This is a genomic window from Streptomyces sp. NPDC087300 (assembly GCF_044744425.1).
GTDB lineage: Bacteria > Actinomycetota > Actinomycetes > Streptomycetales > Streptomycetaceae > Streptomyces.
Map to the genome: position 1 here is coordinate 17,851 of NZ_JBIUYI010000007.1, position 21,929 is coordinate 39,779.

Here is a 21,929-nt window from a genome sequence, read left to right on the forward strand (position 1 = left end):
ATGTAGGCAAAACGCATGATCGGCTGTGGTTACGCCACGCGACGATGTGCATACTCGGCGATATCGGTCATAGGCGGACGTTCTTCCGTGTCGATCGGATAGGTCACCGGTTCGAATCCCTGCGCGCCGCGGACGAACTGCGTCAGCTCCGGGCGGACCAGATGGCCGCGCGCGAGCCGCAGCTGCGCGGTCCGGTAGATCGCCGCCGCCATCCGCCCGAGCGCCTGCCCGTCCTGGTGCCGGTGCTTGCGCACCCCGACGTCGACCTGCGCGAGCGCGTCCAGGCCCACCGTGTGCAGCGCGTCGACGAGCAGACCGAGCTCCACGCCGTACCCGACGGGGAACGGCAGCCGTTCGAGCAGGGACCTGCGGGCCGCGTACTCGCCGCCCAACGGCTGCACGAAGCCCGCCAGTTGGGGCCAGTGGAGATTGAGTATCGGCCGGGCCATCAGCTCGGTCACCCGGCCGCCCTGCCCCGCCGCGTCCCCCAGCGGACGGTCGTACATCGCCTTCACGAAGTGCACGTCGGGGTCGGTCAGGAGCGGTCCCACGATCCCCGAGACGAAGTCCGCGGAGAACTCCCGCAGATCCGCGTCGACGAACGCCACGACGTCACCGCGGGTGGCGAGCAGCGAGCGCCAGAGCACCTCGCCCTTGCCCGGCACGGCCGGGACGCTCGGCAGGATCTCGTCCCGGTGCACGACCCGGGCGCCCGCGTCGCGCGCCACCCGCGCCGTACGGTCCCGGGAGCCGGAGTCGACCACGAGGAGCTCGTCGACCAGACCGTCGCGCCCCATCAGCTCCCGGCGTATCACCTCGACGATCGAGCCGACCGTCTCCTCCTCGTCGAGTGCGGGAAGGACGACGCTCACCGAGGTGCCGCAGGCCCGTTTGGCGGCGGCAAGACGCTCCGGCGAACGGTCGGCCACGGACCAGGAACGCCTGCTCAGCCAGTGCTCGACCTCTTCCAGCACGGTCGTGGTCCTCCCGTATGTGATCCATCTCGCGGTACGGACGACTATCTCAAGGGTCCGGGGCTTCGGTTACAGTCTTGAACAACGCCGGTGACCATCGCATGTCGGGGTCACCGCCCCGTTGAGATCGACAACTGAAACCCATAATCGAATACCGCTCATCCAGAGGGGCAGAGGGATACGGCCCGTTGAAGCCCCGGCAACCATCCCGCCGACCGCGCACGCGAGGTCTCGGTGGGGAAGGTGCCAATTCCGTCTCGCGGCGAGATGCGTCGCGAGGAAGATGAGGAGAAAGGGCCTCGCCTCCATGGCTGTGCAGACCGTCGCCACCGAAAGCACCACCACCCCCGCCCCCGTAGACCTCGGCCCCGCATCGGGCCTTGCGTGCCGGGAGTGCGGCACCAAGTTCCCGCTCGGACCGATCTTCGCCTGCGTCGAGTGTTTCGGCCCCCTCGAAGTCGCCTACGACCTGCCGCTCGGTGACCCCGAAGCCCTCCGCGCCCGCATCGAGGCCGGCCCCGCCAACATCTGGCGCTACGCCCCGCTGCTGCCCGTCCCCGCCGACGTGGCCGAGAAGCCGAACCTCAACCCCGGTTGGACCAAGCTCGTCGAGGCCGACAACCTCGCCGCCGAACTCGGCGTCGAACAGGGCAAGTTGTTCGTCAAGGACGACTCGGGCAATCCGACCCACTCCTTCAAGGACCGAGTCGTCGCGCAGGCGCTCGAAGCGGCGCGCGCCTTCGGCTTCACCACCCTTTCCTGCTCCTCCACCGGCAACCTCGCGGGCGCCGTCGGCGCCGCCGCGGCCCGCGCCGGATTCCGCTCCTGCGTGTTCATCCCGCACGACCTGGAGCAGGGCAAGGTCGTCATGGCCGCGGTCTACGGCGGCGAGCTCGTCGGCATCGAGGGCAACTACGACGACGTGAACCGCTTCTGCTCCGAGCTCATCGGCGACCCGCTGGGCGAGGGCTGGGGCTTCGTCAACGTGAACCTGCGGCCGTACTACGGCGAGGGCTCCAAGACCCTGGCGTACGAGATCTGCGAGCAGCTCGGCTGGGTCCTGCCCGACCAGCTGGTCATTCCGATCGCCTCCGGATCGCAGCTCACGAAGATCGACAAGGGGCTGAAGGAGCTCATCGCGCTCGGCCTGGTCGAGGACAAGCCCTACAAGATCTTCGGCGCGCAGGCCGAGGGCTGCTCGCCGGTCTCCGCCGCGTTCAAGGCGGGACACGACGTCGTACGCCCGCAGAAGCCGAACACCATCGCCAAGTCGCTGGCCATCGGCAACCCGGCCGACGGTCCCTACGTCCTGGACATCGCGCGCCGTACCGGTGGCGCGGTGGAGGACGTGAACGACGAGCAGGTCGTCGAAGCGATCAAGCTCCTCGCGCGGACCGAGGGCATCTTCGCCGAGACGGCGGGCGGGGTGACGGTCGGCGTCACGAAGAAGCTGGTCGAGGCGGGGCTCATCGATCCCTCCCTGACCACGGTCGTGCTCAACACCGGGGACGGCCTGAAGACGCTCGACGCCGTCGCCGAGACGTCGCAGGCGACCGCCACGATCAAGCCGAGCCTTGAGGCGTTTCGCTCCGCGGGTCTGGCCGGCTGAGCTCGTAGCTTCCCCGCGGGCCGGTCGTGGCTGGTCGCGCAGTTCCCCGCGCCCCTTTCAGGGGCGTCCCCCGTACCCCAGAGGTGAATTCCATGAGCGTCAGTGTTCGTATTCCGACCATTCTTCGCACCTACACCGGCGGCAAGGCCGAGGTCGTCGCCGAGGGGGTGACGCTGGGTGAGGTCATCGCCGATCTGGAGAAGAACCACACCGGCATCGCCGCCCGCGTCCTCGACGATCAGGGCAAGCTGCGTCGTTTTGTGAATGTCTATGTGAACGACGACGACGTCCGTTTCGAGCAGGGTCTGGAGACGGCCACGCCGGACGGCGCCGGCGTCTCGATCATTCCGGCGGTCGCCGGAGGCTGAGCTTCCGCAGGCAAGAGCACGCCGCGTCATCCGAATTGCCCCCTCCGTGAGAGAAACGGAGGGGGCAATTCTGCATGGTTGAGCGCGGTACAGTTGGGAACAGTGCTTCGCCGTTAGTGCCGAGCGCATATACGAAGTCGGCCTGGAGCCGACAAGAAGTAGCCAAAGCGCGCTGTCCATCTGGGCCCTTTGTGGCTTTTGCCTGGCCCGACTTGCCCTGAGTTCCGGCAAATTCTCCTGATATTTCCGATCGTGCGTGCCCAGAATTCTCGTCCGATTGACCTGTTGCAGACGGCAGTTGGACAGATACATTCAGCGGCGGTCGACGCGTTCCGGCGCACACCCCCATCTCCAATGGGTGGTGGAGGTCTGACCCGGGTCCGCGAAGTGCGGTCCTGTGCAAGGGCCAGTAATAGGGGAGTTAGGCATGGCTCAGGGCACCGTCAAGTGGTTCAACGCGGAGAAGGGGTACGGCTTCATCGCGGTCGACGGTGGTGCGGATGTTTTCGTCCACTACAGCGCGATCCAGATGGACGGGTACCGCACCCTTGAAGAAGGTCAGCGAGTCGAATTCGAGATCTCGCAGGGCCAGAAGGGTCCGCAGGCGGACATGGTCAAACTCGCCGTCTAGCTCGGCGCGACCGACCACCGAAGCAAGCATCGCGAGGGGCTCGTATCCCGAGAGGGATACGAGCCCCTCGTGTGTGCCCGGACGCTCCGGTGGGCAGCTCTGAGCCTGTCCGGGATCCGTGAGAGGCGCTTGCACTCGCAGGGGTCGAGTGCTAATCATTGGGCTTAGCACTCTACGAGTGAGAGTGACAGAACTTGGATCGGGCCGGTGAGGTCCGCAGGCCGGGTGGGGCAAGGAACCACAAGGGCTGCAGGCCGTCCGTCGCGGGCGCCAGTACGGTCCAGATTTTTCCACCCCTGTCCGGGAGGACCACTTCACATGGCCAAGATCATCGCGTTCGACGAGGAGGCACGGCGCGGCCTCGAGCGCGGCATGAACCAGCTCGCCGACGCCGTCAAGGTGACCCTGGGCCCCAAGGGTCGCAACGTCGTCCTCGAGAAGAAGTGGGGTGCCCCCACGATCACCAACGATGGTGTTTCCATCGCCAAGGAGATCGAGCTCGAGGACCCGTACGAGAAGATCGGCGCCGAGCTGGTCAAGGAGGTCGCGAAGAAGACGGACGACGTCGCCGGTGACGGCACGACGACCGCGACCGTCCTGGCCCAGGCCCTGGTGCGCGAGGGTCTGCGCAACGTGGCCGCCGGTGCCAACCCGATGGCCCTCAAGCGCGGCATCGAGAAGGCCGTCGAGGCCGTCTCGGGCGCCCTGCTTGAGCAGGCGAAGGATGTCGAGACCAAGGAGCAGATCGCTTCCACGGCCTCCATCTCCGCCGCCGACACCCAGATCGGCGAGCTCATCGCCGAGGCGATGGACAAGGTCGGCAAGGAAGGCGTCATCACCGTCGAGGAGTCGCAGACCTTCGGTCTGGAGCTTGAGCTCACCGAGGGCATGCGCTTCGACAAGGGCTACATCTCGGCGTACTTCGCCACCGACATGGAGCGTATGGAGGCGTCGCTCGACGACCCGTACATCCTGATCGTCAACTCGAAGATCTCGAACGTGAAGGACCTCCTTCCGCTCCTCGAGAAGGTCATGCAGTCCGGCAAGCCGCTGCTGATCATCGCCGAGGACGTCGAGGGCGAGGCCCTGTCGACCCTGGTCGTCAACAAGATCCGTGGCACCTTCAAGTCCGTCGCCGTCAAGGCCCCCGGCTTCGGTGACCGCCGCAAGGCCATGCTCGGCGACATCGCCATCCTCACCGGTGGCACCGTCATCTCCGAGGAGGTCGGCCTCAAGCTGGAGAACGCCGGTCTCGACCTGCTCGGCCGCGCCCGCAAGGTCGTCATCACCAAGGACGAGACGACCATCGTCGACGGCTCCGGTGACAGCGACCAGGTCCAGGGCCGCGTCAACCAGATCCGCGCCGAGATCGAGAACTCGGACAGCGACTACGACCGCGAGAAGCTGCAGGAGCGCCTGGCGAAGCTCGCCGGCGGTGTTGCGGTCATCAAGGCCGGTGCCGCGACCGAGGTCGAGCTCAAGGAGCGCAAGCACCGCATCGAGGACGCCGTTCGCAACGCGAAGGCCGCCGTCGAAGAGGGCATCGTCGCCGGTGGTGGCGTGGCCCTCATCCAGGCCGCCGCCGTCTTCGAGAAGCTTGAGCTCGAGGGTGACGAGGCCACCGGTGCCGCCGCTGTGAAGCTGGCCCTGGAGGCCCCGCTGAAGCAGATCGCCGTCAACGCCGGCCTTGAGGGTGGCGTCGTCGTCGAGAAGGTGCGCAACCTGACCGTCGGCCACGGCCTCAACGCCGCGACCGGTGAGTACGTCGACATGATCGCCGAGGGCATCCTCGACCCGGCGAAGGTCACGCGTTCCGCCCTGCAGAACGCCGCGTCCATCGCCGCGCTGTTCCTCACCACCGAGGCCGTCATCGCCGACAAGCCGGAGAAGGCGGGCGCTGCCCCGGCCGGCGGCGGCATGCCGGGCGGTGACATGGACTTCTGATCCCTCGCGGATCGGCTGTCCTGAGCGCGTAGCGGTTCGTACGCGTAGCTCGTACGAAGGGGCGGCACTCTCCTCACGGAGGGTGTCGCCCCTTCGGCGTGTCCGGCTGCGCGCCATCGTGCCTTTGCTCACCGTTTACCAAGGACTTAAGTCCCTGGCCCGGGTCTTTTGTCCCGGGCGAGACTTTTGCCCGTGAACTCCCTGGACTCCTTCATCCTGCAAGTGAACGACCACCTGTGGACCTACCTCCTGATCCCGCTCGTCGTGGGCGCGGGCCTCTGGTTCACCGTGCGGTCCAGGGCCGTGCAGCTGCGGCTGCTCCCCGAGATGTTCCGCGTCGTGCGCGAGAAGACCCCGGAGCGGGCCGACGGCCGCAAGCAGGTGTCGTCGTTCGGCGCCTTCACCATCTCCGCCGCGGCGCGCGTCGGCACCGGCAACATCGCGGGCGTCGCCACCGCCATCACCCTGGGCGGCGCGGGCGCCGTGTTCTGGATGTGGGTGATGGCCGTCATCGGCGCCGCGTCCGCGTTCGTCGAGTCCGCCCTCGCGCAGCTCTACAAGGTGCGCAACGCCAGCGGCGCCTACCGGGGCGGGCCCGCCTACTACATGCAGCGCGCGCTCAACAAGCGCTGGCTGGGCGTGCTGTTCGCCGTCACCATCACCGTGACCTTCGGCTTCGTCTTCAACGCCGTGCAGTCCAACACCATCACCTCCGTCGCCACCGGATCCATGGGCACCGGCGAGGCCGAGTGGTTCGCACCCCTGGTGGGCCTGCTCCTCGCCGTGCTGCTCGGCCTCGCCGTCTTCGGCGGCGTACGCAGGATCAGCGCGGTCACCACCGTGCTCGTGCCGGTCATGGCCGTCGTCTATCTGCTGCTCGGCACGGCCGTCGTGCTGCTCAACATCGCCGATGTGCCGCGGGTGTTCGCCGACATCGTGGGCGGCGCCTTCGGGGTGCGCGAGCTGGCCGCGGGCGGCATCGGCGCGGCGATCCAGCAGGGCATCAGGCGCGGCATGTTCTCCAACGAGGCGGGCCTGGGATCGGCGCCCAACGCGGGCGCCACCGCCGAGGTCTCGCACCCGGTCAAGCAGGGCCTGGTGCAGTCGCTCGGCGTCTTCTTCGACACGCTGCTCGTCTGCTCGATGACCGCCTTCATCATCCTGACCGCCAACCCGGAGCTGTCCGGGCGCCAGAGCGCGGACCTCACGCAGTCCACGATGACCGAGAGCCTGGGCGGCTGGGCCGGTCACGTCCTGACCGTCGTCGTCTTCCTGCTCGCCTTCAGCTCGATGATCGGCAACTACTACTACGGCGAGTCCAACATCCAGTTCATGACGCGCAAGCGCTGGGTGCTGCCCTCCTACCGCGCGCTCGTCCTCGCCACCGTCTTCCTCGGCGCGCTCGGCTCGGTCAGCGTGGTGTGGAACGTCGCGGACGTCTTCATGGGCTTCATGGCACTGGTCAACCTGCTCGCGATCATCCCGCTCTCCACGATCGCCTTCCGGCTGCTCGACGACTATCTGGCACAGCGCCGCGCGGGCCTCGACCCGGTGTTCACGCGCGACCGGATGCCGGGCCTGCGCGGCGTGCAGTGCTGGGAGCCCGACCGCGCCACGGCGGACCGCGCGGTCTCCGGCGCACGCCCCCGAGACTGATCGATTCTTCCTAGCTCACACGGGTGACGGACCGTCTTCTGCCTGGTCGGGGCCGGTCCGGCCCCGGTACCTGTGAGGGGAGGCCGGCCCGGACGGGGTCCGGCCCGACTCCTCTCGTAGGGAGACACCATGCGCATGCGCAGGAGCGGACTCATGCTCGCCGCCGCCGTCATGACGGCCGCCGCCGGACTTCTGGCGACGGCGGGACCTTCGGTGGCCGCCGCGCCCCCGGCGGCCACCGAACGCGTGCAGGGCGTGTACGGCCCGTACGCCATCTTCGAATCCTGCTGGGTCGCGGGCAACAACGGCCAGCAGGCCGGGCAGTGGCAGTCGTTCTTCTGCTCGCAGAACGGCACGGACCAGTGGTGGCTGTTCACGACCCCGTAGCAACTCCTTAGGGAGTTGGGTTACGGCAGCCGGTCCAGGATCCAGGAGCCGAGCTCACGGGTGACCAGGGTGTGGCCCTCGTTGTGCGAGGCGCACAGGAACTCGTCGAGCTCGCTCGCCTCCTCGTCGGCCGCCGTGACCGGCTCGTACAGCTTCTCGTGGCTGTCGACGTCGCGCAGGGCGATCGCGCTGACCGTCGGTACGAAGCAGTGCTCGCGGATGTCGGCCGTCGCGCCGAGGCCGATGAACGCGGGGATCTCGTTCAGCTCGTCGGCGAGGATGCCGAAGCCCTCCAGGGTGCCGCCGGGCGCGCCGTCGATCTCGGGCAGCCCCGAGGTGTGCACGCGCGGCCTGCGCAGGGTCACCACCCGCAGCTGGGCGACGAGTTGGTCCTCGCCCGCCGACTGGGTGTGCAGATGGGTGCCGGTGATGGCCAGGCCCCTGCCGTGGAAGGCGAGTTCGCCGGGGCGGATGCCGTTGTTCTCGCCGGTCCGCACGCCGTTGGCGACGCCGATCTTGCGGGGTCGCGCGGGCCAGCCGCCGACCCGTTCCAGCTCGGCGAGGAAGGTGCCGCGTTCCTTGTCCGTCCCGGGGGCGTCGCCCCACTCCGCGATGTGCTGCCACAGGAGCTGGCGCGATGCCGGGCTGTTGATCTGGTGCGAGAAGGCGGCGTTCAGGCCCCGGATGTAGTGCGCGAACGACTGGAGCGCGACGGGGATCCAGGCGCCGCGGTGCGGGCTGTCGTAGGAGAAGTACAGCTGGGTCTCGTGCTCCTCCCCGTCGTGCTCCATCCTGGCGAGCGCGTACCGCGTGACCAGGCCGCCCATGCTGAACCCGCCGACGGTCAGCGGGTGCCGGCCCTCGCGCTGGGCGAGCGCCTCCAGGATCGCGGCGCGCACGACCCGGGCGTTGTCGAGGATCGAGGCGTCGCGCTCGTCGAAGCCGAGGATCACCACGTCGCGGCCGCGCGAGCGCAGCTCGCCGACGAGCGGGTACTCGCCCCGTTCCAGGCCCTCCCAGAGCAGGTCCAGCTCGCTGGGACCCGAGTTGAAGCCGTCGGCGAGCAGCACGGGCCGGGTCAGGCCCTTCTCCGGATCGGCGAGGTACACCCAGGCGGTGCCGCCGGGCAGCGCCCACACGTCGTCCGGCTCCGGGGCGGACGCGGTGGCCGCGCGGGGGCCCGGCGCCAGGGTGACGTGGGCGGCGGACCGCCAGGCGTCGGCGATCTGCTCTTCGGTGGGCTCGTTGCGCTCGGTCATGAAGGGTCCCCTCCGGTTTTCCCGCTTCGATGACGTGCGATGACGTGCGGTGTCATCTTCGGTACGGCGGAGGGGTGCCGACAGGCGGTCGCGGCGATCCGTGCGGGGGTGAAGGCCCTTTCGGACAGCGCGACTTCGGCCGCCCACGGGTGTGCCGCGCGGCGGGGCGGAGGGCCGTCTGCCAGGGGGCAGGGGCGGGTGTGGCGGGGGAGCCGCGGGGCATCGGCGGCGCGTCGGCCATTCCGGCGCGCGGCGCGGTCCGTGGCCGTGCGCCGGAGCGGCGGAAGTATGTCGCGAAGGTGAGGTGGCCCCTCAACGGCCCGTGCGGTGGAGGTACGTCGGCGCGCCCGAGCCCTGCCCCGTTCCGCTCAGCTTCCGCATGCGCAGCTTGTCCGGTCCCGCCGACGTGTAGGTGGCCGAGTCCCAGCGCTTCTCGCAGGACGGGTTCGATTTCGCGCTGTCCAACGTGACGGGACCGTGGCTGAGTTGCCCGGTCCTGGCCGAGACCAGCTTGGCGATCCACTCGCAGTGCGCCCCGTCGTTGGTGATCCAGCGCGCGACGTCGCTGCCGAACCCGCCCTGGGTGAAGGTGACCCGCCGGTCGTAGGACACGCTCCTGTCCTTCCAGGTCCCCAGGAACGCCTTCGGTACGGGCGCGGTGCCCGCTGTCGCCTTCTTGAGCACGGCCGTGCCGTTCTCCGTCGCCCAGTTGAGCTTGCCGTCCGGCCGTGTCTCCAGCGTGTGCCGGGGAATCGCGGAGCAGCCGCCCACCTCGTCCGTATGCGTCGCGACGGCCTTGCCGAGGGTGAGTCGCTCGGTGCCGGAGCCGCTGCCCACGCCGGACGACACCAGCGGGCTGCTCCTGACGCACAGGTCGTCCGGCCTGGTCAGATAGATCCGGGCGACCGGATCGCCGCCCCCGCCCTCGGTGACCTCGATCCGCGCCAGGCCGTCGTCGCCCCCGAGGTCGCCCTCCCAGGCCCCGAGGAACGCCTGCGGCACGGCGTTCGGGGCGCCCTTCTCCCCGCCCTTCCCGCCACCGCCCTCCCACGGGTGGGCCACGGACACGATCACACCGGTGGCGACGAGTGCGACGGCGCCGAGGACGGCGGTCCGGTTACGCCGCCGGGGCGCGGGTTTCGGGGCCTTCGCGGACGGTGTGGGCTTCGTGGGCGGCGCGGGTCTCGTGGACGGCGGGGGCCCGAAGCCGGGCGGGGGCGAGGAGGGCCGATCCACGGTCGTCGGAGTCGGTGTGACGGCCCGCGCCACCGGGTCGAGGTCCAGCAACCCGGCCGCGTGCCGCCCCAGTTGTTCGAGCACCTCACCCGGCAGCCACGGCCCGCCCCGCTCGGTCACCGTCCGCTCGGCCACCTGCTCCGGCGTGGGCCGCTGGTCCGGGTCCTTGGCGAGACACTGCCGTACGAGACCGAGCAGCGACTCCGGGACCCCTCCGAGGTCGGGCTCCTCCTCGGCGACGCGGAACAGCAGCGCGTGCGCCCCGCTGTCCGCCGTGCCGAACGGCTGCCGCCCGGTCGCGACGTACGCGAGGACGGAGCCCAGGCAGAACACGTCGGAGGCGGGAGTGAGCTTCAGCCCCCGCACCTGCTCGGGCGACATGAACCCGGGCGAGCCGATCACCATGCCCGTACGGGTCCTGAGGTCGTTCCCCGTGACGGTCTCCAGGGCCCGTGCGATCCCGAAGTCGATGACGCGCGGGCCGTCGACGGTGACGAGGACGTTGGACGGCTTGAGGTCGCGGTGGATGAGTCCGGCGCCGTGAATGGCCTCCAGGGCGTGCGCGAGCCGGTTCGCGAGGACGTGGACGGAGTGTTCGGGCAGGGGCCCGTAGTCCTGGGCGACGACGGTGTGCAGATCGGGTCCTGGGACGTAACCGGTGGCGACCCACGGAGTCCCGGCCTCGGTATCCGCATCGAGCACGGGTGCGGTCCACGTCCCGCCCACGCGCCGCGCCGCGTCCACTTCGAGCGCGAACCGCCGCCGGAATTCGGGGTGCTGGGCGAACTCGGCGTGCACCACCTTCACGGCCACGGTCCGCCCGCTCCCGGAGCGCGCGAGGTAGACGCGGCCCATTCCGCCCTCACCGAGGAGGCCGAGCAGCCGGTACTCGCCTATGGAGGCGGGGTCTTGGGGCGTGAGGTGATCCATGGCATGAAGTTAACCGGCGGGGTGGGTCAGTTGGCGTAGTCCTTGAGTTTTTCGGTTTCGAGGGTGATCGCCACGGGGGTGGGGATGCGGACGGTGGAGCCGTAGTGGTACGGGCGCCGGTTCTGGTAGACGCCGTTCTCGGGGGAGCTGTGGACGACGACGGTGTGGTTGTCGCGGTCGATGAGGAGGCAGACGGGGATGCCCGCGTAGGCGTAGGCGCGGCCCTTCTCCTGGCGGTCACGGCGGTCTGTGTCGCTGTCGTGTGAGGTGACCTCGACGGCCATCAGGACGCCTTCGGGAGAGGCCCACTCGCCGTCCTGGCCGATGAAGTGGTCCAGTGGGGCAAGAGCACCGTCCGCCCTTGCCCGTCCCTTGCGGTACGTCGGGATGCTGAGTCCCTGCTCGGGGTACAGGGCCAGCTCGGGGCGCTGCTGCATGCACTGACGCAGGAGCCACATGACGATGGCCCCGTGGAGCTGGTCCGGCACGGGCTTGACCCCTAGTTTTCCATTGATGAGCTCTAGTGTGACCGTCTCCGGGGCCACGCGGGCCAGGTCCTCGAAGTCCTCGACATCGATGGGGCCGTGTTTGACGTGCAGCTTTCCGTCGTAGAACTCAAGCTTGTTCCGTACAGTCTCCGGGGCGTTACGGACCAGCTCCTCGAATTCCTCGACGGACATCTGCGGGCGCTCATCGGTGCCAGGGGTCATGGTGGTGCCTCCTCCCTCCCATCGTGCCCTGGCGGCGTGCTGGCGGACCGTTGGAGCGGTCATGCGTGTGTCCTTTCCTGTGAGTGGTATGCGACGGCGCGTACCGCCGTCGCGTGGGCGCGGACCGCCGTGGGCGGCAGAGACGGCCCGCGACCGGGGCCGGGAGCGCCTGCGCACGGGCCGCAGGTGCCGCCCGGCAGGGCCTCCGGACGGCCGGGGGCGCCGCACTTTCCGCACTCCAGGAGGCGCAGCACAGGGCCGGGCACCCGTTCCGGCGGGAGCTTCGTCGTGAGGCGGCTGCGGACCAGTGCCGCCGGGCTGTGGACCGTCGCGGGTAGCCCCACGGTGAGCGCGCGCAGGACGTCAGGACCCGTGGCGCCGCGCGTGAACCACTGGGTGACCTGCGGTTCCAGGGACACGCAGTCCGCGTACGAGAGGGAGAGCGCGGGGGCCGTCCGGCCGAGGGCCGCCAAGAGGATGAACGCGCGGCTGCGGGTGGGCGGCCGGTGCTCGTCCCGCTCCCGCTGCGGCACGTCGCCGCGCGTGAACCTCGCCCACCAGCCGTCGTCCCGCGCCGTCCGCGAGAACCACGTCCGGGTGATCCAGCGCGCGCTGCCGGTGCCGCGCACATGTTCCCTGCCGCGCCGCAAGTGGCCGGCGGCCTGGAGCCTGTTGAGGGCGGTGCGGAGTGCGCACTGCCCGTACGGGAGGTGCTTGGCCAGCGTCTTCACGGAGATGTCCGTGCCGTCCGCGAGCCGGTCGAGGTAGGTGGCGATGGCCGATTCGCGGGGGCGCAGGTGGGTGAAGTCGTCCGCTGCGCGGGGGCGTTGGTCCGGCGCGGAGCGCTTTCCGTAGCCCGGATTGGCCATCGGGTGCGGGTCTGCGTGCGCAGGGCGGAGGGCGGTACTAAGCTTGGCGTCAGCCATCGGATCGACTGCTTTCGATCGTGGTGGTCAAGCCCCCGCAGGTGTTGGTAGCACCTGGCGGGGGCTGTTCTGTTCGTTATCCGGGCACGCTAGAGCGTCATCACGCTGCGTGGCAAGTTGAACGCCGAAAGTGGTGGGCTGCGCCAACTCCCAGGGAGGGAGGGCGGGTTGAGGCCCGCCTCCCGTTCCTTGAAAAGAGGGCTCGGGGCTCGGGGCTTGAGCCCCGGGGTCAGTCGGTCTTGAGATTCGTGACGAAGGCGGACCAGGCGGAGGTCCGGAACACGAGCTTCGGGCCGGTGGGGTTCTTGGAGTCGCGGACAGGGACGATCTCCGGGTGGCCGTCAGCCACTTCGAGGCAGTCTCCGCCGTCGCCGCCGCTGTGCGTCGACTTGCGCCAGATGGCGGCCTCCAGGCAGTCGCCGCCACTGCCGCCGCTGTAACTCGACTTGTGCCAGACGGCCGTGCTCAGGTCGTACGCGTACTCACGGTTGCTGTTCTCCATGTTCGTAATCCTGCGCCACCGACTCGATCAGGGCCAGGGAATCCCGGGGCGAGAGCGCTGCGGCCTGGAGCAGGTTGAACATCAGGGCGTGACGGGTGACGGTGGCCGGATCGTCTAGGAGTTTCCCCATGTTCGGTCCCTCGACGAAAGAGAGTGGAGGGGCGTCGTCGAACTCCATCAACTTCAGGTGGCCATGCATCGATGCGTGTGCTCCAGCATCGAACGGCAGCACCTGCACGATGATCCGGTGTCTGCGTGCGAGGCCCGCCACGTGGCGCAGCGCCTCCGCCATCACGGTGCCCCCGCCGACTTCCCGCCTGAGGGCGGCCTCGTCAATCACGGCCCACAACAACGGGGTTGTTGGGTCGTCCAGGAGTCGGGCGCGTTCGAGTCGGGCTGTGACATCGGCGGCGATCGCGTCGTCCGATGCCGTCGGGTGGTAGGCGCGGAACACCTCCTCCGCGTACGCCTTCGTCTGGAGCAGTCCGGGGATCAGCAAGGTCGCGTACTGCCTGATGGAGGTCGCCGATGCCTCCGCCTCCGCCGCTTCCGCGAAGTGATCCGGATACTTCGACTTGGCCAGTGCCCTGCAATTCCGGGCGAAGAAGCCCCCCGTGTCGAGCACGTCGTCGAAGTGGGCCGCGTACTCCAGGTGCATCCGGCGCGTACCCGCCTCCAACTGGCCGATGAACGAACCACTCACGAACAGCGGAGCGCCAAGTGCTTCTTGGCTGAGTCCCACCCGCTCGCGCGCATGGCGCAACTCCGCGCCGAGGAGGGCTCTGGGGTTGGACGACGGGTCGAGGTCCTTGGGGCGGGTCATGCGCAACTCCTCCATGAACATGGGGGATTGTTGGGTCGCCTGCGCTGTTCACGCTACGCGCCGCCGGACACTCTGGGTGAGGAAACGGCAACACCCAGTGTGAAAGGTGGAGGTCATGGCGCTGACGGCACAGGAGCGCGTGCACGCGGCCGAGGAGGCCGTGCGGCAGTTGCGGGAAGGGCTCGCGGGGGCCGGGGTCACGCTGCCCTCGCTGCGGATCGATCCGCTGACGGCGGCCGCCGAAGGGTCGCTTCCGCTGGTCGAGTTGGGGCGCTGCAACCTCGACACGGCGATGCGGCTCGCCGCCGTACTGGAGGGGGCGCGGTGAGCGAGGACCCGGACGTGCCGGAGACGGGGACGTTCGCCGTCGACTACCGGGACGGCAGCGTCGGGCAGGTCATGGGCTGCGAGGGAGGGCTCGTGCAGCTCAGGCCGATCGGCGGGGGCAGGGAGTGGGACTGTCCGCCGGAGTCGGTGGCGGAGGCGCCGGCGGGGGACGTGCTGAGGGAGCGGGTGAGACAGGTGAACCGGGCGGGCCGGCTGCCGTGAACGGACGGGCCGGGGACCGCGCGGCGGCGGGTGCGTACGATCCGGGGATGGGAGTACTCCTGTTCCTGGTGACGTTGATCGCGGCGATCGCGGCCTGTGGGCTCTTCGGGTACGGCTGCGGCGTGGTGGTGCGGCGCGGGCCCGTCGTGTGCGCGGTCGCCGGGCTGCTGGGGGCGGTCGCGGCGGCGGCGTACGCGGTGGGAGGCGTTTACCTGGGACTCGCGGTGCTCGACGCCGAGGACGGGGGCACGGGCTCGGCGCCGATGCGGCCGTGCGTGGCGGCGGGGCCCGAGCGGGCGGCCCATGTCGTGGGCTACGAGGTCGAGTTGGTGCCGCTGGGATTCACCTGCGTGGTCGGCGAGGGTGATGCGGCCGGGGGCGGGGACTACCGGGCGGGGGTCGTTCCGCGGCCGCTCAACCTGGTTGTCTTCGGGGGCGGGGTGCTGGCCGCGGGGGTCGCGCTGTCGGGGGCGTACGCGAAGCACGCGAGGATCGAGCGGGACGCCGAGGCGGCGAGGCCCTCTTGACGGGGGTCAGGCCGCCGGGGCCTGCCCCTTCTCGCGCATCCGCATCCGCATCCGCGCCGGTGGGCGGATCGCCGCCGCGGGCGCTCGTTCGTGGGACGCTGGATGAAAGCGGTGAACGACCGCAGGCTCGTCGATCTACGCTCACGCGCGGCAGGCCGAGCAGGCTTCGAGAGAAGGGACCCGCGATGACCGCAGCACCGGTCGAGCACGGCATGGCTCCTGACCGCCGGTCGTGGGATCGCCTGCTCCAGGCATGGCGTGAGCTGGATGTGCCCGAGGGCTGGCACGCCGAGATCGATGAGGGGCAGATTGTCCTGGTACCGCCGCCGCACAGGCATCACAACGGAATCGCGGCGCTGCTGCACCGCACGCTGTACGGAGTGATCTCCGAGGAGCTGGAGGTGTACCAGGCCCTCGGCATCCACATCACCCCCCTGGACAAGCTGTACGTCCCGGATCTGGTGCTCGCCCCGCGGGCGCTCGTCGACGCCGCCGATCCCGACACGAACGACCCGTTGGACGCTTCGGAAGCCCTGCTCGTCGTCGAGATCACCTCGCGGAGCAACGCCAAGGACGACCGGACCAAGAAGCTGTGGGCCTACGGGCACGCCCCGGTGCCGGTCTACCTCCTCGTCGACCGGTTCGACGAGCACGGCCCGACAGTCACGCTCTTCACCGGCCCGCAGAACGGCGCGTACAAGCACACCGAGCGGGTGCCGTTCGGGGAAGTCGTGAAGCTGCCGGAGCCGTTCGCGTCGACCGTGGACACGGCGGGATTTCCCGGCTGAAGGGCCGTCCGGTCAGACCGTCGCCGGAGCCTTCGTGGGCTCGTCCGCGTCCGTTGCCGGGGCCGGAGCCGGGGTGGTCGCGGTCGCTTCCTCGGGTGCCGCGTTCAGCTCCACCAGCATCTCCTTGCTGAAGCCGAAGAAGTACGTCGCGAAGAAGCCCACCAGGTAGCCGACGAGCAGGCCGCCGCCGTAGATCGCGATCGTCAGGCCCAGGCCCTTGTTGCCGTCGAGGAGGGGGAACAGGGCCCAGCCCGACGGGCCGATGGCCGTGGAGCCGACCTTGTCGCCGATCATCGAGAAGAAGCCGATGAACGCGCCGCCCGCCGCGCCGCCCACGCACGCCGTGACGAACGGGCGGCCGAGGGGCAGCGAGACGCCGTAGATCAGGGGTTCGCCGACGCCGAGGAAGCCCGCGGGGAGCGCCGACTTGATCGTCGTACGGATCGAGGTGTTGTTCTTCAGGCGCTTGTAGACCGCGATCGCGCAGCCGACCTGGCCCGCGCCCGCCATCGCCAGGATGGGCAGCAGGACGGTGAAGCCCTGCTGTTCGATGAGGGTGGTGTGGATGGGGATCAGCGCCTGGTGCAGGCCGAGCATGACCAGGGGGAGGAAGAGTCCGCCGAGTACCAGGCCCGCGAACGCGCCCGTGTTGTCCAGGAGCCAGTTGGCCGCCGTGCCGATGCCGGTGGAGACCTCGCCCGCGAGGAACATCAGGCCGAAGATCGTCACGAGCCCGGAGACCAGGACCGTGAGGGTGGGCGTGACGAGGACGTCCACCGCCTCCGGGACCCACTTCCTGCACCACTTCTCGATGTAGGTCGCCAGGACCGCCGCGCCCAGCGCGCCGAGGACGCCGCCCTGTCCGGGCGAGAGCTTCTGGCCGAACGCCTCGATGTTCGCGACGCCCGCGTAGACGATGATCGCGGCGACCGCGCCGCCCAGGATCGGCGTACCGCCGAACTCCTTCGCCGTGTTGAAGCCGACGAACACCGCGATCAGCGCCATGAATCCGGAGGCGATCGCCGCCAGCGCGGGCGTGATGCCGGGCAGCCACCCCAGGTTGACGAGCAGGCCGTTGATGCCCGCGATGATGCCGCAGCCGATCAGGGCCGGGATGAGCGGCACGAAGATGTCGGCGATGCGGCGCAGGAAGAGCTTGAACGGCGTCGCGTTCCTCGCCTTCCGCGCCTCCTTGATCGCCGCGCCCTGCGCCGCCAACTCCTCGGCGGTCAGGGTGTGTTCGGGAGCGGCCGTCGGCTCGGCCGACCTGCCCTCCGCCACCATGGCCTCGAACTCGGGGGTGACGCGGGCGACCGTCCCCGGGCCGAGCACGATCTGGTAGGTGTCGTCCTCGACCACGCCCATGACGGCGGGCAGCGCCTTCAGCGCCTCGTCCTGGACCAGCGAGCGGTCGGCGAGGCCCAGGCGGAGCCGGGTCATGCAGTGGACTACGGACGTGACGTTCTGGGCGCCGCCGACGAGGGGGAGGATCGCGGCGGCGGTGGCGCGGTTCTTGTCAGGTGCCATGGTGCGGTGCCTTGCTGTGCGGTGCCCGGTGGGGCGGGGTTGGTTCAGGTGGTGCGAGCGGCGTCGAGGGCCGCGCGGAGGTGTCCGTCGGAGGCGGCGAGCAGCTCGGCCGCGGTGGGTCCTTCGACCCCGCCGAGGATCGCGAGAATGGCGTTCTTCACCTCCCCGTCGGTGGCGGCGAGAGCGTCCTCGATCTCGTCGTCGGATGCGCCGGTGGCCAGGGCGACGATGCGGCGGGAGCGGGCCCGCAGCTTCTCGTTCGACGCCCGGACGTCCACCATCAGGTTTCCGTAGGTCTTGCCGAGCCGGATCATCGTGATCGTCGACAGCATGTTCAGGACGAGCTTCTGGGCCGTGCCCGCCTTCAACCGGGTGGAACCGGTGAGCAGTTCGGGCCCGACGACGACCTCGATGCCGTGCTCGGCGGCGGCCGCGAGCGCGCTGTCCGCGTTGCAGGACAGGCCGATCGTGAGCGCGCCGTACCGCTCGCGGGCGTGCTCGACGGCGCCGATCGCGTACGGGGTGCGGCCCGATGCCGAGATCCCGACGACCACGTCGTCCGCGGTGAGCCCGAGCCCGTCCAGGTCCTCGGCGGCGAGCTCCTTGCTGTCCTCCGCGCCCTCGACGGCCTTGACCATGGCGCTCGGGCCGCCCGCGATGAGGCCGACGACCTCGCCCGGGTCGGTGTTGAACGTGGGCGGGCACTCGGAGGCGTCGAGTACCCCGAGCCGGCCCGCGGTGCCCGCGCCCGCGTAGATCAGCCGGCCGCCGCGGGCCATCCGCTCGGCGGTGCCGTCGATGGCGGCGGCGATCGCGGGCAGCTGCTCGGCGACGGCGGCGGGGACGGTGGCGTCCTCCCCGTTCATGATCCGCGCGATCTCCTCGGTGGGCAGCCGGTCGATCTCGGAGAGCTCGGGCCGGAACGCCTCGGTGGTGAGGGTGGCCAGCTGGGCGCGGAGCTCCCCGTAGTTGTCGGAGTCGCCCTGCCGGGAGGGGGTGGCGTCGGTGGTGGAGGTCATGGCGTCTGCGGCTCTTTCGTGTCCGGTGCGGGGAGGGGTCTGGGGTGGTGGCGGTCGCGGTGGCGGGGGCCGTCGCGGGGGCGTCTCAGCGGCTGCCGCCGCGCGGATTGTGCCGGTGCGCGAGCGCCTCGTACGACGCGGCGAGCGCGGGCGCCGCCGTCTCGTACGTCCGCTGGGCCACGCCCACGAACAGGCAGTCCACGACCAGGAGCTGACTGGTGCGCGAGGACATCGCGGCGGGCCGCAGCTCGCTCTCGCGGGCCGTGGAGGTGGTCAGTATGTGATCGGCGTACTGCGACACGGCGGCGCCCGGCCTGCCGGTGATCGCGATCGTGGTCGCCCCGTGCTCGAAGGCGACCCGCAGCGGCTCGATGACGTCGCCCGTCGAACCGGAGTGGGTGATCGCGATCGCCACGTCCTTGGCGCGCAGCGTCACCGCGTTGGTGACGGCCAGGTGCGGATCGGAGTGGGCGTGCGCGACGTGCCCGATGCGCAGCAGCTTCTGGGCCAGGTCCTGGGCGACGAGACCGGAGGCGGCGACGCCGTAGATCTCCACCCGGCGCGCGGTGGCAAGGGCGGCCACGGCGGCGCCGAGCTGCACGGTGTCCAGTCCGGCCGCGGTGTCGGCGAGCGTCTGCTGCTCGTCGTAGGCGAGCTTGGCGACGACGTCGGGGAGCGGGTCGTCCACGGCGATGTCCGCGGTGACGGCGGGCGCCCTGCCCGACTGCTGCTGGGCGGCGAGCCCGGCCAGGGCCAGGCGCAGGTCCCGGTAGCCGGGGTAACCGAGGAGGCGGGCGGTGCGGACCACCGTCGCCTCGCTGGTGCCGGTGAGCTCGGCGAGGCCGGTGACCGTGAGGGCCGCGCATCCCGCGGGGTCGCCGGCGACGGCTTCGGCGACGCGCTGCATGGAGCGCGTCATCGACGGCGCGAGCGTGCGCACCTTGGCCGCGAGGGCGGCGGGGGCGGGGGGCGCGGCGCCCGCGAAAATTTCCTTCACGTTATTGGTCACAACTGAAAGATATTTTCGGGAGGGGGGAGGGTCAAGACCCCGATGGTCCCGAGATCCGCCCCGCACAAGGTCCCGAGATCCGCCTCGCACAAGGTCCCGGAGCCCGCCGGGACCTTCGGCCCGCGGTCGCGTGGCCCGCGGTGTGACAATGGCCTGATGGACGCGATCGACCCCCTGGAGCAGGCGTTGCACGCCGCCCGCGCACTTGTCCTCGCCGACCTCGTCGCCCGGGACGTCGCCGAGGCCGAGGTCGTCTCACTCGTCGAGGAGTCCGTCGCGCACCGCCGCTGGTGGGTCGAGCAGTGGCCCGAGGGCGTCGAGTACGTCGCGGGGCTCGTCGCCCAGGACGTCCAGGACGGACTCCTGGAGAGGTACGGGCGGTGGCCGCTGTGCCCCGTGTGCGAGGACGGCGATCCGCACGCGCTGGACGTGGAGCCCGAGCTGGGCCCCGACCCGCACTGGGTCTGCGCCAAGGCGGCCGTCGTCGTCGCCCCGGTGGGCGGCCTGACATGACCGTCTACATAGACCCGCCCGTCTGGCCCGGCCACGGCCTCCTCTGGTCCCACCTGGTCAGCGACGTCTCGTACGAGGAACTGCACGCGTTCGCCGCCGCCATCGGCTGCCCGCCGCGCGCCTTCGAACGCGACCACTACGACGTGCCCTCCGCGCGCTACGCGGACGCGGTGCGGGCCGGGGCCGTGGAGATCGGCTCGAAGGAACTGGTGCGCAGGCTCACGGGGGCGGGGCTGCGGCGGCCCAAGGGGCGACCGGTCTAGGGTCTGTCCGATGGGTCTGCCGCCCGGCCCTAAGGTCGGGCGCATGATCACCGTTCATCTGAAGTACGAGATCGACCCGGAGCGCATCGCCGACTTCGAGGAGTACGGGCGCCGCTGGGTCGGCCTCGTCAACCGCTTCGGCGGCACGCACCACGGCTACTTCCTGCCGAGCGAGGGCGACAGCGACATCGCGTACGCCCTGTTCTCCTTCCCGAGCTTCGCGGCGTACGAGCGGTACCGGACGGACAGCACGACCGATCCCGAGTGCCAGGACGCGTTCGAGCTGGCGCGGCGGACGGGGTGTATCCGGCGGTACGAGCGGAGGTTCTTGCGGCCGCTTGAGTGAGTGCGGCTAGTTGTCCTAGTTCCGCGAGGGGCTCGCGGCGGTGTCCTGCGCGGGGGCGGGTACGGGGGCGGGCGCGGGTACGGGCGCGGGCGCGGAGGTCGTGATCACGCGGCTAGGGGCCTTGCGGTGCAGGCTCAGGGAGACCGTCACCGCCGCGATCGCCACCGCCGTCATCGCCGCGCCCGCCCACGCCGTCGCCGGGTAGCCGAAGTCCAGGTCGATCACCGTGCCGCCGAGCCACGGGCCGCCCGTGTTGCCGAGGTTGAACGCGGCCGTCGTGGTCGCGCCCGCGAGCGTGGGGGCGGCGCCCGCGACGTTGAACATGCGGGCGTTCAGGGCCGGGGCCGTGTAGAACGCGGAGACGCCGAGCAGGAAGCTCAGCGTGATCGCGGCCGCGGAGGTCGCGGCGAACAGGGCCAGGGAGACCAGGAAGACGGTCGACGCGGTGATGCCGCTGAGCAGGACGCCGAAGAGGTGCGCGTCCGCGAAGCGGCCGCCGATCGCCGTGCCGACGAGGGCGCCCGCGCCGAACAGGCCGAGGACCGTCGGGACCCAGCCCTTGTCCAGGCCCGCGACGTCGGTGAGCAGCGGGGAGAGGTACGAGAACGCGCAGAACACGCCGCCCGCGGCGAGCGCCGTGATGGCGATCGAGAGCCAGACCTGGCGGTCCGCGTAGATCGACAGTTCCTTCTTCAGCTGTGGCTTCTCGGCGGGGAGCGGGATGCGGGGGATGAGCGTCAGTACGCCGACGAGCGCGATCGCGGAGGCGGCGCCGACCGCCCAGAACGCGGAGCGCCAGCCGAAGTGCTCGCCGAGGAAGGCGCCGGCCGGGACGCCGAGGACGTTCGCGATGGAGAGGCCGCCGATCATCACGGCCATGGCGCGGGCGCGCTGGTTGAACGGCACCATCGCGATGGCGACGGCGGCGCCCACGGCCCAGAAGCCGGCACAGGCGAGGGCGCTGACGACGCGGGACGCGAAGAGGACCTCGTAGCTGGGGGCGAGGGCCCCGGCGACCTGGCCGAGGCCGAAGACGGTGATGAGGGCGATGAGGGTGGTGCGGCGGGGGAGCCTCAGCGTGGCCACGGCGAGGAGGGGGGCGCCTATGACCATGCCGATGGCGAAGGCGGATATGAGGAGGCCGGCGCGGGGGATGGAGACGTTCATGTCGTCGGCGATGGGCGGGAGGAGCCCGGAGAGCATGAACTCGCTGGTGCCGAGCGCGAAGACGGCGAGGCCGAGCATGTAGACGGCGACGGGCATGCGGGTGGGGGCGGCTGCGCCGGGAGCGGAGTTCGGCATAACAGGTGTGAACGTTGGGGCGGGGGGTTCGATTCCCTGTTCTGGTGCTGGGCGATTCAGCCCCGCCGCCCCCGCCCGCCCCGTCGCGCGGCCGCGGGCATGTGGTCCGCCGGTGCGGGTGAACTGATCCG

At 70.4% G+C, this 21,929-nt stretch carries 24 protein-coding genes and 1 riboswitch; of the genes, 13 read left to right on the forward strand and 11 right to left on the reverse strand.

Going from position 1 to position 21,929, the window contains the following annotated elements; all coding sequences use genetic code 11:
• Window positions 1-29: 29 nt before the first annotated feature.
• Window positions 30-974 carry a glucosyl-3-phosphoglycerate synthase gene (locus tag ACIO9J_RS28420; RefSeq protein ID WP_402005495.1) on the reverse strand — a complete coding sequence of 315 codons (945 nt, stop codon included), beginning with the start codon at window positions 972-974 and terminating at the stop codon, window positions 30-32.
• Window positions 975-1,129: 155 nt separating this feature from the next.
• Window positions 1,130-1,264: riboswitch (SAM riboswitch) on the forward strand.
• On the opposite strand from ACIO9J_RS28420, the gene thrC reads away from it, so the two are divergent.
• The 6 genes from thrC (at window position 1,258) to ACIO9J_RS28450 (ending at window position 7,569) form a co-directional block, all read left to right on the forward strand.
• Window positions 1,258-2,583 carry a threonine synthase gene (gene thrC / locus ACIO9J_RS28425; protein ID WP_402005498.1) on the forward strand — a complete coding sequence of 442 codons (1,326 nt, stop codon included), beginning with the start codon at window positions 1,258-1,260 and terminating at the stop codon, window positions 2,581-2,583. It overlaps the preceding riboswitch by 7 nt.
• A gap of 92 nt (window positions 2,584-2,675) precedes the next feature.
• Complete coding sequence (locus ACIO9J_RS28430) at window positions 2,676-2,951, forward strand: MoaD/ThiS family protein (protein ID WP_402005501.1); 276 nt, start codon at window positions 2,676-2,678, stop codon at window positions 2,949-2,951.
• A 427-nt stretch (window positions 2,952-3,378) separates the two neighbouring features.
• Entirely contained in the window at window positions 3,379-3,582 is a 204-nt protein-coding gene (locus tag ACIO9J_RS28435) for a cold-shock protein (RefSeq protein ID WP_005315736.1), read from the forward strand.
• Between the two features lie 318 nt (window positions 3,583-3,900).
• Window positions 3,901-5,526, forward strand: coding sequence for a chaperonin GroEL (gene groL / locus ACIO9J_RS28440; RefSeq protein ID WP_363211950.1), 1,626 nt, complete (start codon window positions 3,901-3,903; stop codon window positions 5,524-5,526).
• Between the two features lie 192 nt (window positions 5,527-5,718).
• A complete protein-coding gene (locus ACIO9J_RS28445; RefSeq protein WP_402005505.1) occupies window positions 5,719-7,182 on the forward strand; it encodes an alanine/glycine:cation symporter family protein in 1,464 nt (487 codons plus the stop codon).
• 129 nt (window positions 7,183-7,311) lie between these two features.
• Window positions 7,312-7,569 (forward strand): hypothetical protein, encoded by a 258-nt coding sequence (locus ACIO9J_RS28450; RefSeq protein WP_402005508.1) that lies wholly within the window; start codon window positions 7,312-7,314, stop codon window positions 7,567-7,569.
• A gap of 20 nt (window positions 7,570-7,589) precedes the next feature.
• On the opposite strand, the gene ACIO9J_RS28455 is transcribed toward ACIO9J_RS28450, so the two are convergent.
• From ACIO9J_RS28455 to ACIO9J_RS28480, 6 genes are all read right to left on the reverse strand, one after another.
• Window positions 7,590-8,828, reverse strand: coding sequence for an esterase/lipase family protein (locus ACIO9J_RS28455; protein WP_402005511.1), 1,239 nt, complete (start codon window positions 8,826-8,828; stop codon window positions 7,590-7,592).
• 312 nt (window positions 8,829-9,140) lie between these two features.
• The gene (locus ACIO9J_RS28460; protein WP_402005514.1) at window positions 9,141-10,994 is read right to left on the reverse strand and encodes a serine/threonine-protein kinase; all 1,854 of its coding nucleotides are present in this window, start codon (window positions 10,992-10,994) and stop codon (window positions 9,141-9,143) included.
• A gap of 26 nt (window positions 10,995-11,020) precedes the next feature.
• Window positions 11,021-11,704: a Uma2 family endonuclease gene (locus ACIO9J_RS28465; RefSeq protein ID WP_402005517.1), complete on the reverse strand. Its 684-nt coding sequence runs from the start codon at window positions 11,702-11,704 to the stop codon at window positions 11,021-11,023.
• Window positions 11,705-11,763: 59 nt separating this feature from the next.
• Complete coding sequence (locus ACIO9J_RS28470; protein WP_402005520.1) at window positions 11,764-12,573, reverse strand: hypothetical protein; 810 nt, start codon at window positions 12,571-12,573, stop codon at window positions 11,764-11,766.
• A gap of 286 nt (window positions 12,574-12,859) precedes the next feature.
• Complete coding sequence (locus ACIO9J_RS28475) at window positions 12,860-13,132, reverse strand: DUF397 domain-containing protein (RefSeq protein WP_402005523.1); 273 nt, start codon at window positions 13,130-13,132, stop codon at window positions 12,860-12,862.
• Window positions 13,113-13,955: a helix-turn-helix domain-containing protein gene (locus ACIO9J_RS28480; protein WP_402005527.1), complete on the reverse strand. Its 843-nt coding sequence runs from the start codon at window positions 13,953-13,955 to the stop codon at window positions 13,113-13,115. Before ACIO9J_RS28480 ends, ACIO9J_RS28475 begins: the two co-directional genes overlap by 20 nt.
• 115 nt (window positions 13,956-14,070) lie before the next feature.
• On the opposite strand from ACIO9J_RS28480, the gene ACIO9J_RS28485 reads away from it, so the two are divergent.
• From ACIO9J_RS28485 to ACIO9J_RS28500, 4 genes are all read left to right on the forward strand, one after another.
• Window positions 14,071-14,283: a hypothetical protein gene (locus ACIO9J_RS28485; RefSeq protein WP_402005530.1), complete on the forward strand. Its 213-nt coding sequence runs from the start codon at window positions 14,071-14,073 to the stop codon at window positions 14,281-14,283.
• Window positions 14,280-14,504: a hypothetical protein gene (locus ACIO9J_RS28490; RefSeq protein ID WP_402005533.1), complete on the forward strand. Its 225-nt coding sequence runs from the start codon at window positions 14,280-14,282 to the stop codon at window positions 14,502-14,504. Before ACIO9J_RS28485 ends, ACIO9J_RS28490 begins: the two co-directional genes overlap by 4 nt.
• 47 nt (window positions 14,505-14,551) lie before the next feature.
• Complete coding sequence (locus tag ACIO9J_RS28495; protein ID WP_402005536.1) at window positions 14,552-15,031, forward strand: hypothetical protein; 480 nt, start codon at window positions 14,552-14,554, stop codon at window positions 15,029-15,031.
• Between the two features lie 185 nt (window positions 15,032-15,216).
• The gene (locus tag ACIO9J_RS28500) at window positions 15,217-15,819 is read left to right on the forward strand and encodes a Uma2 family endonuclease (RefSeq protein ID WP_402005539.1); all 603 of its coding nucleotides are present in this window, start codon (window positions 15,217-15,219) and stop codon (window positions 15,817-15,819) included.
• Window positions 15,820-15,831: 12 nt separating this feature from the next.
• Here the strand turns inward: ACIO9J_RS28500 and ACIO9J_RS28505 are convergent, their stop codons facing one another.
• The 3 genes from ACIO9J_RS28505 to ACIO9J_RS28515 form a co-directional block, all read right to left on the reverse strand.
• Entirely contained in the window at window positions 15,832-17,346 is a 1,515-nt protein-coding gene (locus ACIO9J_RS28505) for a PTS transporter subunit EIIC (RefSeq protein WP_402005542.1), read from the reverse strand.
• 44 nt (window positions 17,347-17,390) lie between these two features.
• Window positions 17,391-18,365 carry an N-acetylmuramic acid 6-phosphate etherase gene (gene murQ / locus ACIO9J_RS28510; RefSeq protein ID WP_402005545.1) on the reverse strand — a complete coding sequence of 325 codons (975 nt, stop codon included), beginning with the start codon at window positions 18,363-18,365 and terminating at the stop codon, window positions 17,391-17,393.
• An 85-nt stretch (window positions 18,366-18,450) separates the two neighbouring features.
• Complete coding sequence (locus ACIO9J_RS28515; RefSeq protein ID WP_402005548.1) at window positions 18,451-19,374, reverse strand: MurR/RpiR family transcriptional regulator; 924 nt, start codon at window positions 19,372-19,374, stop codon at window positions 18,451-18,453.
• 156 nt (window positions 19,375-19,530) lie between these two features.
• Between ACIO9J_RS28515 and ACIO9J_RS28520 the strand changes: the two genes are divergently transcribed.
• Genes ACIO9J_RS28520 through ACIO9J_RS28530 form a run of 3 tightly spaced genes read left to right on the forward strand, consistent with a single transcriptional unit; the run spans window position 19,531 to window position 20,496 of the window.
• On the forward strand, window positions 19,531-19,887 hold the full coding sequence (locus ACIO9J_RS28520) for a hypothetical protein (protein ID WP_402005551.1): 357 nt from the start codon (window positions 19,531-19,533) through the stop codon (window positions 19,885-19,887).
• Window positions 19,884-20,150 (forward strand): DUF4031 domain-containing protein, encoded by a 267-nt coding sequence (locus tag ACIO9J_RS28525; protein ID WP_402005554.1) that lies wholly within the window; start codon window positions 19,884-19,886, stop codon window positions 20,148-20,150. The genes ACIO9J_RS28520 and ACIO9J_RS28525 overlap by 4 nt, the downstream gene beginning before the upstream one ends.
• Before the next feature lie 43 nt (window positions 20,151-20,193).
• Window positions 20,194-20,496 carry an NIPSNAP family protein gene (locus ACIO9J_RS28530; RefSeq protein ID WP_402005557.1) on the forward strand — a complete coding sequence of 101 codons (303 nt, stop codon included), beginning with the start codon at window positions 20,194-20,196 and terminating at the stop codon, window positions 20,494-20,496.
• A gap of 15 nt (window positions 20,497-20,511) precedes the next feature.
• On the opposite strand, the gene ACIO9J_RS28535 is transcribed toward ACIO9J_RS28530, so the two are convergent.
• Window positions 20,512-21,759 (reverse strand): Cmx/CmrA family chloramphenicol efflux MFS transporter, encoded by a 1,248-nt coding sequence (locus ACIO9J_RS28535; protein ID WP_402006792.1) that lies wholly within the window; start codon window positions 21,757-21,759, stop codon window positions 20,512-20,514.
• Window positions 21,760-21,929 lie beyond the last annotated feature (170 nt).

Coding starts and splice junctions, on each gene's coding strand:
- ACIO9J_RS28530 (WP_402005557.1), top strand. CDS start 20,194: ATGATCACCGTTCATCTGAAGTACGAGATCGACCCGGAGCGCATCGCC.
- ACIO9J_RS28500 (WP_402005539.1), top strand. CDS start 15,217: ATGACCGCAGCACCGGTCGAGCACGGCATGGCTCCTGACCGCCGGTCG.
- ACIO9J_RS28455 (WP_402005511.1), bottom strand. CDS start 8,828: ATGACCGAGCGCAACGAGCCCACCGAAGAGCAGATCGCCGACGCCTGG.
- ACIO9J_RS28450 (WP_402005508.1), top strand. CDS start 7,312: ATGCGCATGCGCAGGAGCGGACTCATGCTCGCCGCCGCCGTCATGACG.
- thrC (WP_402005498.1), top strand. CDS start 1,258: ATGAGGAGAAAGGGCCTCGCCTCCATGGCTGTGCAGACCGTCGCCACC.
- ACIO9J_RS28430 (WP_402005501.1), top strand. CDS start 2,676: ATGAGCGTCAGTGTTCGTATTCCGACCATTCTTCGCACCTACACCGGC.
- ACIO9J_RS28525 (WP_402005554.1), top strand. CDS start 19,884: ATGACCGTCTACATAGACCCGCCCGTCTGGCCCGGCCACGGCCTCCTC.
- ACIO9J_RS28480 (WP_402005527.1), bottom strand. CDS start 13,955: ATGACCCGCCCCAAGGACCTCGACCCGTCGTCCAACCCCAGAGCCCTC.
- ACIO9J_RS28475 (WP_402005523.1), bottom strand. CDS start 13,132: ATGGAGAACAGCAACCGTGAGTACGCGTACGACCTGAGCACGGCCGTC.
- ACIO9J_RS28460 (WP_402005514.1), bottom strand. CDS start 10,994: ATGGATCACCTCACGCCCCAAGACCCCGCCTCCATAGGCGAGTACCGG.
- ACIO9J_RS28485 (WP_402005530.1), top strand. CDS start 14,071: ATGGCGCTGACGGCACAGGAGCGCGTGCACGCGGCCGAGGAGGCCGTG.
- murQ (WP_402005545.1), bottom strand. CDS start 18,365: ATGACCTCCACCACCGACGCCACCCCCTCCCGGCAGGGCGACTCCGAC.
- groL (WP_363211950.1), top strand. CDS start 3,901: ATGGCCAAGATCATCGCGTTCGACGAGGAGGCACGGCGCGGCCTCGAG.
- ACIO9J_RS28495 (WP_402005536.1), top strand. CDS start 14,552: ATGGGAGTACTCCTGTTCCTGGTGACGTTGATCGCGGCGATCGCGGCC.
- ACIO9J_RS28520 (WP_402005551.1), top strand. CDS start 19,531: ATGGACGCGATCGACCCCCTGGAGCAGGCGTTGCACGCCGCCCGCGCA.
- ACIO9J_RS28435 (WP_005315736.1), top strand. CDS start 3,379: ATGGCTCAGGGCACCGTCAAGTGGTTCAACGCGGAGAAGGGGTACGGC.
- ACIO9J_RS28535 (WP_402006792.1), bottom strand. CDS start 21,759: ATGCCCGTCGCCGTCTACATGCTCGGCCTCGCCGTCTTCGCGCTCGGC.
- ACIO9J_RS28470 (WP_402005520.1), bottom strand. CDS start 12,573: ATGGCCAATCCGGGCTACGGAAAGCGCTCCGCGCCGGACCAACGCCCC.
- ACIO9J_RS28505 (WP_402005542.1), bottom strand. CDS start 17,346: ATGGCACCTGACAAGAACCGCGCCACCGCCGCCGCGATCCTCCCCCTC.
- ACIO9J_RS28465 (WP_402005517.1), bottom strand. CDS start 11,704: ATGACCCCTGGCACCGATGAGCGCCCGCAGATGTCCGTCGAGGAATTC.